This is a genomic window from Sphingomonas sp. (assembly GCF_051962185.1).
Taxonomy (GTDB): domain Bacteria; phylum Pseudomonadota; class Alphaproteobacteria; order Sphingomonadales; family Sphingomonadaceae; genus Sphingomonas.
Genome location: NZ_JBQCCN010000107.1, coordinates 1 through 11,415, shown reverse-complemented (window position 1 = coordinate 11,415; position 11,415 = coordinate 1). Strand labels below are relative to the sequence as shown.

Here is an 11,415-nt window from a genome sequence, read left to right as displayed (position 1 = left end):
AGCTCGGCCGGGACGACCACCGGTTCGGCGCTGACGTTCCTGCCGGCACGCTCGGCGATGATCAGTTCCACCGCTTGCGAGGTCACCTCGGCGATCGGCTGCACGACCGCGGTCAGCGGCGGATGGGTGAAACGGACGATCGGCGTGTCGTCAAAGCTGATCAGCGACAAGTCGCGCGGCACCACCAGTCCGCGCTCGCGCCCGACCTCGAGCGTCGCCAGCGCCATCTGGTCGTTGCTCGCGACGATCGCGGTCGGCCGCCGGGCCCGGCCGAGCAGTTCCGCCGCGGCGACCTTGCCCGACGGATAGGTGAAGTCGCCGATCGCGAGCAGGCCGTCGGTCGCGAGCCCAGCCGCGCCCATCGCCGCGCGCCAGCCGTCGACGCGCCAGCCGCTCAATTCGTATTCGGACGGGCCGGCGATGAAGCCAATCCGCTCATGCCCCAGGCCGATCAGATGTTCGGTCGCGATCCGCGCCGCGCGTTCGTCGTCCATCGTCAGCGCGAAGCCGGGCCCCGGCCGCAGCGAACCGATCCGCGCGAAGCTGATGCCGTGCGCGACCAGCAGGTCGACGATCAGCGGGTTTTCCGAATGCGGCGGGGTCAGGATGACGCCGTCGGGCTGCAACGCCGCGATCGCCGCGAGCAATTCGCGCTCGATATGGTCGCTATGCGTATCGACCAATTCGACGATCAGGCGATAGCCGTGCTGTGCGCAGGTCAGCATGCCGCCGAGCAGCATCTGGTCGACCCAGTCGGTGCCTTCGCGCGAGCGCCAGCCCTCGATCGTGCGCTCGCGGTCATTCAACGACAGGATCAGATAGGAACGCGACCCGCCCATCCGCTGCGCGGCGATCGACGGGACATAGCCGAGTTTCTGGATCGATTGCTGGACGCGCTCGATCATCTCGGGCCGGACGTTGGGCTCCTTGTTGATGACGCGGCTGACGGTCTGCAGCGACACGCCGGCATCGGCGGCGACATGCTTGATCGTGACCGACTGCTTGCGCCGCGCCATCGGGCGGTCAGCCTCGCGCCATCGCCGCGGCGGCGGGCATGGCCGGCTGCGCGGCGCCGCAATAGCGCGCGACATAGGCGCCATGCTCGGGCAGCGACGCGACCGTGCGCGCCACCGTATCGCGCAGATTGCCGAGCAGCGCGTCGAGCTCGTCGGCGCGCAATTTCTCGGCAATCGGATGATAAGCGCGCGGCATGATGCCTTGCCCCATCATCACCTGGACCCAGCTGTTTTCGGCGAACAATTCCTCGTTCCTGCGGAACACCCGACCGGTCTCGCGGAACAGTTCGATCTTCTGGGCCAAGGTCTCGGGTATCTCCATCGTGCCGCAATAGCGCCAGAACGGGCTGTCGCGACGTTCGGTAGCCTTATAGTGAAGGATCAGGAAGTCCCGAATCTGCAGCGTGTCGGCATGCTGCTGGTCGTTGAACTCGGCGATGTCTCGTTCGCTGATCTCGCCTTGCGGCATCATCCGGATCAGCCGCAGCACCGCGCGCTGGATCAGGTGGATCGCGGTCGATTCGAGCGGCTCCATGAACCCGCTCGACAGCCCGACCGCGACGCAATTGCGATACCATTGCTTACGCCGCACGCCGCTGGTGAATTTGAGGAAATTGGGCTCGGTCAGCGCCTCTCCCTCGATATTGCCGAGCAGCCGCGCCAGCGCGTCGTCGCGCGACAGATAGCGGCTGCAATAGACCAGGCCGTTGCCCGACCGATGCTGCAGCGGGATGCGCCATTGCCAGCCGGCATCATGCGCCATCGCGCGCGTATAGGGGACCGGCGGGCCGACATTCTCGGTCTGGATCGCGATCGCCGAATCGCAAGGCAGATGGTGCGTCCAGTCGTCGAACCCGGCGTGGAGCGTCTGCTCGATCAACAGGGCGCGGAAGCCGGTACAGTCGAGGAACAGCTCGCCTTCGACCCGCTTGCCGGAGTCGAGCACCAGCGCGGCGATGTCGCCGCTCTCGCCATGCTGTTCGACCTGAGCGATCCTGCCCTCGACCCGCTTGGCGCCGTCGGCCTCGGCCATCTGGCGGAGGACTTTGGCGTAGAGCGTAGAATCGAGCTGGTACGCATAATTCATGCGGTCCTCGGGCATGTGCGCGAACCTGCCCTGCATCGCCGCGACCAGTTCGAGGCAATAATCGTCGTACGACTGGCCATGCCCATTGGCGCGGCCGTGCAGCCAGAAATGCTGGAAGCCCGCCGACCAATGGTCCTTTCCGGTCAGCCCGAACGAATGGAAATAGCGCGACCCGACCTGTTTCCAGTCGTCGAACAGCACGCCCAGCTTGAAGGTCGCCTGGGTGGCGCGCATGAACTCGGCTTCGTTGATGCCGAGCAGGCGATTGTAGGTGACGAGCGGCGGGATGGTCGATTCCCCTACTCCGACGGTGCCGATCGCGTCGGATTCGACCAGCGTCAGGTCGACCGTGCGCCCCATCGTCCGCGCGATGGCGGCGGCGGCCATCCAGCCGGCGGTGCCGCCGCCGGCGACGACGATACGGCGGGGGTGGCGATTACTGTCGGTCATTTGCTGAGCTGCCTGAGGAGGAAGGAACGGATGCGGCCGGCGGTCTCGGGCGTCAGCGGCGCGAGCACCGAGCGGCCCGCTTCGGGGATGTGCGCGGTCACGCCCTCGTCATTGCCGAAGACATAATAATCGAACTGATCGCGCCAGAACGCTTTCTGGTCGTCGGGCAGGTCGCGGATCGCGAGGATGGCGTGGTTGAGCGCATCCTGCGGCTGGCCGAGGAACCGCGCGCTGTCGCGCCACCAGTAATTGACCAGCACGTTGAAGCGATCGAGGCCCTCGACATGGTGCCACCACAAGGCCGGGATGTAGAGTGCGTCGCCCGGTTCGAGATCGGCGATCAGCGCGTGCTCGAGCGCCTCGCGAAAGCGCGGGTGGGCGGCGAAATCCGGATCGTGGAAATCGACCATGCTGACCGCGCGGCCGGCGGGGGTGTTGTCGATCGGGCCGAGGTAGAGATTGCGATATTGCTCGCGCGGGAACAGCGTGAAGCGGCGGCGGCCGACCGCGACGCAGGCGAGATTATGCGGCACGTCGTTATGCGCGGCGATCCGCGTCGGCGTGCCCATCCAGATGCTCGACAAGAGGACGCGGTCGCCGAGATCGACATGGTTCGCCTCGATCAGGCCGTCGAAATATTCGTTCATGTCGATCGAGGCGAGATAGAGCGGGCGCGCCTCGCCGCCCGCTTCCATCGCGTCGATCATCGCGAAAATCTCGGGCAGCTTGGCGCGCGCTATGGTGAAGTTCATCGCCATGCCGGCGTCGTAGAACAGCCGCCCGTCGTCGCCCGGCCGCCCGATCGAAACGGTGAAGGGCCGGTCGCGATGATGCCGGAGCAGATAGGCGCGCGCCTCCGCCGCCGATCGCCGCGCCGCCTGGACCAGCGGCCAGTCCGCCACCAGCCCGCGCACCACGAACGGCGTCGTCGCTTCGCGCAGCCGCGTATCGAGCTCGGCCGCGTCCGCCACCGCCGCTTCCGACACCCGGGCGATGCCGGCCAGTATGGCGGGGTCCGCCTCAGCCATGGCGCATCCGGCGGTTCTTGCGCTGGACCAGCTCGCCGATCCGGCCGATCGAGGCGAGCGCCATGAAGATCGGCATCAGATGCCCGGCGGCATGCAGCTCACCGATCACCGCGCCGTCGAGCGCCTGCAATTTGGCTTCGTCGATGATGTGGAAGCCGACCAGGCGATTGATCGAGCCATTGTCCATCGTAATCTCGAGCGACAGCGGTTCGAGCAAGTCGTACCGGTCGAGCGCGGCGTAGAAAGCGCGCGACGCGCGATAGCCTTCGTCGAGCGCGCCGAGCTTTTCGACCATCGCCTCGAGATAGGGAGTCGGCCGGTCGAAGTCGTCGAACGCGCGCATCCCTTCCTCGCCCTCAGCGATGCGCGGGCTCGCCATGTCGACCAGCACTTGCTTGGGCGCATCGTCGTCGGGCGAGCCGCCGATCAGGAACGGCTGAATATCGACCGACAGCGGCAGATAATTCGCGTCCCAGCGATCGCCCTCGAGGAACAGGTTTTCGCCATTCTCGAACCCGAACATGGCCAGCGCGTTGAATTCGTCGCGATCGAAATCGCGGCGGAACAGGATCGGGTACTGGCCCTGCGCGCGGCGGAATTCGTCGGGGACGACGATCGCCGACATCACGGCGTCGCCCAGCGCCTCTCCCCTCGTCGTCCGGATGCGGAGGTCGCGATGGGCGTCGGCGGTCAGCAGCACGTTGGTGGTCATGTCAGCGGGTCAATTCCGGCATAAGCGATGGCGTAACCGATCGCAGGGCATCGAGATAGGCGCGGTTGGTCGGCAACGCCGCGGCGAGCGCACGGCCGCGCTGGTGCGCCTGCGCCAGTTGCGCGGCGATCGGATCGATCGCGCCGAGGCGGACGACACCGCGCGGCGGCGGCGGAAAGCCCATGCCGTAGAGGACATATTGATAGCTTGCCGCGGGGAACAATTCGTCGACCGCGCCGAGATCGGCGGGGGAGGGCGGCTGGTCGCGCCACAGCGCCAGCAAGTCGCGCAACCGCTCGGGAATCGACGCCGGGTCGCGATGGTCGCGCCAATAAGGCTCGTCGCGGCGGCTGAGCACATAATGCAGCTTGAGGAATTCGACGATCCGGTCCCAGCGGAAGCGGAACAGGTCGTTGAAGCGCCGCGCGTGGAAATCCATCGCCGCGCGGTCGCGCGGGAAATTGTCGAGCAGTGCGTCGAGCGACAGCTCGATCAGCACGATCGCCGAGGATTCGAGCGGCTCGATGAACCCGGCCGACAGCCCGACCGCGAGGCAATTGCGTTCCCAGAAACGCGCGCGGTGCCCGGTCGCGAAGCTCAGCCGACGATAGGCGGGACGCTCGCCCAGATCGGGCATCGCGCGGTCGAGATAGGCGTCGAGCGCCGCCGCCGCCTGATCGTCGCCGGCATGGCGCGACGAATAGACGCAACCGATCCCGCGCCGCGCCGGCAGGCCGATGTCCCAGATCCATCCCGTCGCATGCGCGGTCGATATCGTCTGCGACGCGATCGGGCTGCCCGGCGCGACCGGGACCTGCACCGCCAGCGCGCGGTCGTTGAACAGCATGTCGCCGCGGTCGACGAACGGCACGCCGTAGCGCCCGCCGATCAGCAACGCCGCCTGGCCGGTGCAATCGATGAAGAGATCGCCGGTCACTTGCCCGCCGCTGCGCGTGTCGACCGCGGCGATGTCGCCGTCGTCGGCCAGCCGCACCGCGGTGACATGGTCGACGAGATGGCGGACGCCCAATTTCCCGCGCCCGTGCGCCGACAGCAAGGCGGCAAGCTTCACCGCGTCGAGGTGATAGGCGTAATTGACCGCGCCGGCATAACCGGGCGCCCCGCGCTCGCGCGGCGCGAGCTGGCGCGCGCACAGCGCGGGCTGCGGCCCCATCGCATCGGCGAAGCTCAAATCGGGCGCGGCGGCGCGCCAGGCGGCGATCAGGTCGCGCGGGCTGGCCGCGACCGGCGGCGTGAAGGGGTGGTAATAGAAATCGTCGTCGGCACCGGTCAGCCAGCCGTCGAAGCGCGAGCCCTGTTTGAACGAGGCGTCGCAGGCGAGCAGGAAATCGGCCTCCGCCAGGCCGATCCGTTCGAGCGTACGGCGCATCGTCGGCCAGGTGCCTTCGCCGACGCCGATCGTCGGGATGTCGGGCGATTCGATCAGCGTGACGGTCAGCGGCGGCTCGACGGCGGGGTCGGCGCTCGCCGCGATCAGGCAAGCGGTGAGCCAGCCGGCGGTTCCCCCGCCGACCACCACCACATCGCTCACCACGCCGTTCACTTACCGACCCCCGAACCCTGCGCCGTCACCGGTCTCGCGCCAATGGAAAAGGCCATCCTCTCGCGAAGATGGCCCTCTCGCAAGGCTGCCGTAAAGCGTCCGCTCCTCAGAACGAGAACCGGACACCCGCGGCGTACCGGGCCGAGCCCGGATTGACGAACGTCACATAGCGTTCCGACCGCTGGAACCCGCGCCGGCTGGCGCCGGTCAGGTTGATGCCTTCGGCGAACACGGTGATCCCCTTCATGAACTCGTAGCTCGCGCTGGCGTCGAGCTGGCCGTAGGCGGCGACATAGCTCGGATTGGGTCCGGTGCCGGCGAGGAACTTGTCACGCCAGTTGTACGCCACGCGCGCCTGGAGCCCGTTCTTGTCGTAGAACAGCACCGCGTTGGCGCTGTCGCTGAGCCCGGTCAGCGCGAATTGCGTGAAGCTGGCGGGCTTGGTGTTGTCGTACGTCGCGTCGCCGCGGACGATCGTATAGTTCAGGATCGCGCCGAACCCGGTGTTCCAGAAGCTGTGCTGGACCGCGAATTCGAAGCCGTAGAGCTTGGCCGTCTGCGCGCTGTTGACCGGCGTCGTGATCTGGAACGTCAACGGATTGTCCTGCGGCGTGCCGAGGATGCCATATTGATAATTGCCCGGCGTGCCGCCGATGATCTGCACGGTGCTGGGGTAATTGGTGATGATGTACTGGCGGATCTGCGCCGCGGTCGCATTGGCGCCGAGCGCCGCCAGCGCCGCCTGGTAGCGTGGGCCGCTGGCCGGGTTGGTCAGGTTGAATGCCGTCGTGTCGACCCGCGTCGACGAGATGAAGTTCGACACGTCCTTGTGGAAATAGCCGACCGAAATGTAGCTGCTCTTGCCGTAATAGAATTCGGCCGACAGATCGATGTTCTTCGACTTGTAGGGAATCAGGCCCGGATTGCCGCGGCTGCCGGTGCCATTGGCGATGCGGAACAGCTGATCAAGCGTCTGGCCGCCCTGCAGGCTGGCATAATCGGCGCGCGTGATGGTGTGGCTGTACGACGCGCGGAATTTCAGATTGTGGATCGGCTCGATGTCGAAATCGACGGAGGGCAGCCAGTTCTGGTACGATCCCTTGAATCGGGTGAACGAGCTCTGGCCCGAGAAGATCAGATCGATTTCGTTCTCCGACACCCATTGCGTGCCCGACGGCACCGGCACCAGCGCCTTGGAATCGACCGTGGTCGTCTCATAGCGCAAGCCGGCGATCAAATGCGCCTTGCGGCCGTTGACGTCGAACCCGGTATTGATCTGGAGATAGGGCGCGAGGGTCTTTTCCTCGGTCCGCCGGTCGACCGTGTAGGGCGAGCTGCAATCGCCGTCGCCGCCGCACGTATTGTAGAGCTTGTCGATCAAATTGACCATTCGAACGAAGTCGAACGTGTAGAAGCTCTGGATCATCGCCGGGTTATTGGCGCCGCCCAGCCCCTTGAACGCGCTGGGGACCGGGGTCAGCGTGAAGATGTCGTCGGGAATGTCCGACGCCGGGCCGGCACCGCCCCAGGTGTCGTGCTGGATGTAGCCGTAGGCCGAGCGCACCTTGTTATCGACATACGACACGCCCCAGTCGATGCTGTCGAGGAACGAGCCGTTATGCTCGTAGCGGCCGCGATACTGGACCTGGTCGATCTGGTCCTTGAAATAGGCGTTGCGGAACGCGTTGCCGGTCGGCGTGATCAGCGCGGGATTGAGCGCGTCGATACCGGGATACATCTGGTACGAGATGACTGGCAGGTAATTGTCGAAATTGATCGACTGGTTCTGGATGCCGAACACGGCATTGCCGACCGAGACGCTCGATCCGTATTTGTTGACCGGCTTGGATTCCGCGGTGGAATGATGGAAATCGAGTTCCATCGTGACGCCGCCCGGCGCCTTCCAGGTCAGGTTCCCGCCGAGCGACTTGTTCTCGCTGCGGTTGGCGGTCAGCGCGCCCGAATAGGACAGGTCCTTGCCGATCGCGCCGGTCGCCGGGTCGGCCGGGCCGAAGCGCTCGGTGTAGAAGACCGGGCCGGCGACCGGCCCGTCGGTCCATGCGCTGCTGGTGTCGCCGAAATTGTACCAGATGCCGACGCTGCTATCGTGCACTTCGACGGTGTTGCGCGAATAGGTATAGTCGATCGTCGCGGTCAGGTTGTCGACCGGACGGAATTGCAGCACCGCCTGGCCATTGATGCGTTCACGCTTGAGGTCGACGATGTCGTAGGATGCGTTCTGCGGCACCGAATAGACGTCGGTCGGATCGGGGCGATTGGTGATGTTCGACGCGCCCGGCTGACCCGGCTGCGGCAGCGAGCCCCAATTGTTCTCCGACCCCAGATAGCCGTCGCGCCAGCCGACATTGGCCTGGTTCTGGCTCGCCAGGCGCTTCTGATACGTGCCGGTGATCAGGATGCCGATCCGGTCGTTGGCGAAGGTGTCGCTGATGATCCCCGACACTTCGGGCGTGATCGGATCGCCCTCGTTGCGCGACGTGTCGAGCACGCCCTTGGCCGAGATCGCGCCGTGCAGGCCCGGCCGGTCGAACGGGCGCGGGGTGCGGATGTTGATGGTCGAGCCGATGCCGCCCGATTCGATCGAGGCGCGGCCGGTCTTGTAGACCTCGACCGCGGCGATGCCTTCCGACGACAGATTGGCGAAGTCGAACGCACGCGACGAGGGTGGGCTGGCGCCGTCGCCGAGCGACGAGGTCGGCATCTGGCGGCCGTTCAGCGTCACCAGGTTGAATTCGGGGCCGAAGCCGCGGACCGTGACGAACGAGCCTTCGCCGTTCGACCGGTCGATCGACACGCCGGTGATACGCTGCAGCGATTCGGCCAGGTTGGTGTCGGGGAACTTGCCCATCTCTTCCGAAGAGATGGCGTCGACCACGCCCTGCGCGTTGCGCTTGATGTCCATCGACTGCTGCAAGCTGGCGCGAATGCCGGTGACGACGATGTCGTTCGACGCCGCATTGTCCGGGCCGTCAGTGGGTTTGGCCGAATCGGCGCTGGGCGGCGCCTCCTGCGCCATGGCCGCTGCGGGCGTGCCCGCAATCGCCAGAACGGAAACGCCAACGAATAGCCGCGTGAGCGAGCCAGCCTTGAAGCTGCGCATCAATCCTCCCCATCACTTCCCGAACGCGCGTTGTCGACCGCGCTTTATTTGAGAACGTTCACATCTCGCGTTATCATTTCGCTGTCAAGTCCGAGTAGGGCCGACGCGCACCGGACTTGTGAACGTTCCCAAAGTGTGCTGTTTGCGCCACAGTCGAAAACGGGCAGTGACGGGGAGAGACAAATGCCGAAGGCCAAGGCGATAGCGGCTGCATTGATCGGCGCTTCGCTCATGACACTCGCCGGCGCGCCCGCGTTGCTCGCGCGGGAGACGTCCGCCGCCAAGCCGATCGACGCCCGCGCGCGCGCCGCGGCGATCGTCGCGAAGATGACGTTCGACGAGAAGATCGCCTTGCTCCACGGCCTGTTCCCGCCGCGCGCCAGGGGCAAGACGCAGAACGAGCTGATCCAGGCCGCCGGCCATATCGACGGCATCCCGCGGCTGGGCGTGCCGCTGATCCGTGAGAGCGACGCCTCGCTCGGCGTCGCCAATCAGGTCGAGCAGCGCAAGGGCGACACCGCCACCGCGCTGCCGTCCAGTCTCGCCACCGCGGCGAGCTTCGATCCCGCGATCGCCCGCGCGGGCGGTGCGATGATTGGCGCCGAAGCGCGGGCCAAACGATTCGACGTGCTGCTCGCGGGCGGGATCGACCTGACGCGCGACCCGTGGAACGGCCGCAATTTCGAATATCTCGGCGAGGACCCGCTGCTCGCCGGCATCATGGGCGGCGCGCATATCGCCGGCGTACAGTCGAACCATATCGTCTCGACGATCAAGCATTTCGCGCTCAACGCGCAGGAAACCGGGCGGATGGTGCTCGACGCGCGGATCGACGAAGCGAGCTTGCGCGAAAGCGACCTGCTGGCTTTCGAGATCGCGATCGAGCGCGGCAAGCCCGGGTCGGTGATGTGTTCGTACAACAAGCTCAACGGCGATTGGGCGTGCGAGAACAAATTCCTGCTGACCGACGTGCTCAAGCGCGACTGGCATTATCGCGGCTGGGTGATGAGCGACTGGGGCGCGGTCCATTCCTCCGCGAAGGCCGCCAATGCCGGGCTCGACCAGCAATCGGGCCAGGAACTCGACAGTCAGATCTTCTTCGACGCGCCGCTGCGCGCCGACGTCGTCAGCGGCAAGGTGTCGATGGCGCGGATCGACGACATGGTCGTCCGCTATCTGACCGGGCTGATCGAGACCGGCCTCTACGATTCACCGGCCGCGACCGCGCAACCGATCCCCTATGCCGCACATGCCCTGGTCGCCGAGCGCGCCGCCGAAGCCGGCATCGTGCTGCTCAAGAACGACAGCGGCATGCTGCCGCTCGCGCGCAGCGCGACTCGCGTGGTGGTGATCGGCGGTCATGCCGACGTCGGCGTGCTGTCGGGCGGCGGGTCGAGCCAGGTCCGCTCGGTCGGCGGCGTGCCGGTCGAGATCCCGCTGAAATCGGGCGCCGCGGCATCGTTCGCCCGAGTCACCTATCACGATTCGTCACCGTTGAAGGCGCTGAAGGCGGCAATGCCCTGGGCGACGGTGACCTATGTCGACGGCAGCGATCCCGCCGCCGCGGCCGCCGCCGCGCGCAACGCCGACGTGGCGATCGTCTTCGCGACACAATGGACGACCGAGGCCGAGGACGTCCCCAATCTGTCGCTCCCCGACGGTCAGGACGCGATGATCGCCGCAGTCGCCGCGGCGCAGCCGAAGACGGCGGTCGTGCTGGAAACCGGCGGCCCGGTGACGATGCCGTGGCTCGACAAGGTGCCGACGGTGATCGAGGCCTGGTATCCCGGCCAGCGCGGCGGCGAGGCGATCGCCGACATCCTGACCGGCAAGATCAACCCGTCGGGTCGCCTGCCGATCACCTTCCCGGTCAGCGAACAACAGGCGGTACGCCCGGCGCCGGTCGGCCTCGACACGCTCAACTCGCTCCAGGCAGAGGCCGCGGCCAACCCGGCCGAGGCAGGCGCCCTCAAGCTCAAAAGCTTCCCGGTCGATTATGTCGAGGGATCGGACGTCGGCTATCGCTGGTACGAACGTCGCAAGCAACAGCCGCTGTTCGCCTTCGGCTACGGTCTCAGCTACACCACATTCGCCTATCGCAAGCCGATAGTGACCGGCGGCAAGAACCTCACGATTTCGTTCGACGTGGTGAACGCCGGCAAGCGCGCCGGGTCCGAGGTGCCGCAGGTCTATGTCGCGCGCGAAGGATCGGGACACCCGATGCGCCTGGCCGCGTTCACGCGCGTGACGCTCAAGCCCGGCGAGGTCCGCCACGTCACGCTGACCGCCGAACCGCGCGTTCTTGCCGACTACGACACCAGACTCCCCGGCTGGCGGATCATGGGCGGCACCTATCGCGTGGCGCTCGCGCGAGATGCAACCGATCGCAGCCGGGTGATGACGGTCAGGCTCACGCCATCGACGATGCGACCCTGAT

The 11,415-nt window shown here is 66.4% G+C and carries 7 protein-coding genes; 1 reads left to right on the top strand and 6 read right to left on the bottom strand.

Annotated features, from left to right (window positions below; all coding sequences use genetic code 11):
• The 6 genes from ACTHJR_RS06340 to ACTHJR_RS06315 form a co-directional block, all read right to left on the bottom strand.
• Nucleotides 1-1,016, bottom strand: a 1,016-nt coding sequence (locus ACTHJR_RS06340) for a LacI family DNA-binding transcriptional regulator (RefSeq protein ID WP_440522281.1), incomplete at its 3' end; no start/stop codon positions are given.
• A gap of 7 nt (nucleotides 1,017-1,023) precedes the next feature.
• Nucleotides 1,024-2,553 carry a tryptophan halogenase family protein gene (locus ACTHJR_RS06335; RefSeq protein WP_440522280.1) on the bottom strand — a complete coding sequence of 510 codons (1,530 nt, stop codon included), beginning with the start codon at nucleotides 2,551-2,553 and terminating at the stop codon, nucleotides 1,024-1,026.
• Nucleotides 2,550-3,581, bottom strand: coding sequence for a cupin-like domain-containing protein (locus tag ACTHJR_RS06330; protein WP_440522279.1), 1,032 nt, complete (start codon nucleotides 3,579-3,581; stop codon nucleotides 2,550-2,552). The genes ACTHJR_RS06335 and ACTHJR_RS06330 overlap by 4 nt, the downstream gene beginning before the upstream one ends.
• Nucleotides 3,574-4,293 (bottom strand): SapC family protein, encoded by a 720-nt coding sequence (locus ACTHJR_RS06325; RefSeq protein ID WP_440522278.1) that lies wholly within the window; start codon nucleotides 4,291-4,293, stop codon nucleotides 3,574-3,576. Before ACTHJR_RS06325 ends, ACTHJR_RS06330 begins: the two co-directional genes overlap by 8 nt.
• Before the next feature lies 1 nt (nucleotide 4,294).
• Nucleotides 4,295-5,857 carry a tryptophan halogenase family protein gene (locus tag ACTHJR_RS06320; protein ID WP_440522277.1) on the bottom strand — a complete coding sequence of 521 codons (1,563 nt, stop codon included), beginning with the start codon at nucleotides 5,855-5,857 and terminating at the stop codon, nucleotides 4,295-4,297.
• 106 nt (nucleotides 5,858-5,963) lie between these two features.
• Nucleotides 5,964-8,978 (bottom strand): TonB-dependent receptor, encoded by a 3,015-nt coding sequence (locus tag ACTHJR_RS06315; protein WP_440522276.1) that lies wholly within the window; start codon nucleotides 8,976-8,978, stop codon nucleotides 5,964-5,966.
• Between the two features lie 183 nt (nucleotides 8,979-9,161).
• On the opposite strand from ACTHJR_RS06315, the gene ACTHJR_RS06310 reads away from it, so the two are divergent.
• A complete protein-coding gene (locus ACTHJR_RS06310; RefSeq protein ID WP_440522275.1) occupies nucleotides 9,162-11,414 on the top strand; it encodes a beta-glucosidase family protein in 2,253 nt (750 codons plus the stop codon).
• The last annotated feature ends 1 nt before the right edge of the window (nucleotide 11,415 follow it).

Coding starts and splice junctions, on each gene's coding strand:
- ACTHJR_RS06330 (WP_440522279.1), bottom strand. CDS start 3,581: ATGGCTGAGGCGGACCCCGCCATACTGGCCGGCATCGCCCGGGTGTCG.
- ACTHJR_RS06335 (WP_440522280.1), bottom strand. CDS start 2,553: ATGACCGACAGTAATCGCCACCCCCGCCGTATCGTCGTCGCCGGCGGC.
- ACTHJR_RS06310 (WP_440522275.1), top strand. CDS start 9,162: ATGCCGAAGGCCAAGGCGATAGCGGCTGCATTGATCGGCGCTTCGCTC.
- ACTHJR_RS06315 (WP_440522276.1), bottom strand. CDS start 8,978: ATGCGCAGCTTCAAGGCTGGCTCGCTCACGCGGCTATTCGTTGGCGTT.
- ACTHJR_RS06325 (WP_440522278.1), bottom strand. CDS start 4,293: ATGACCACCAACGTGCTGCTGACCGCCGACGCCCATCGCGACCTCCGC.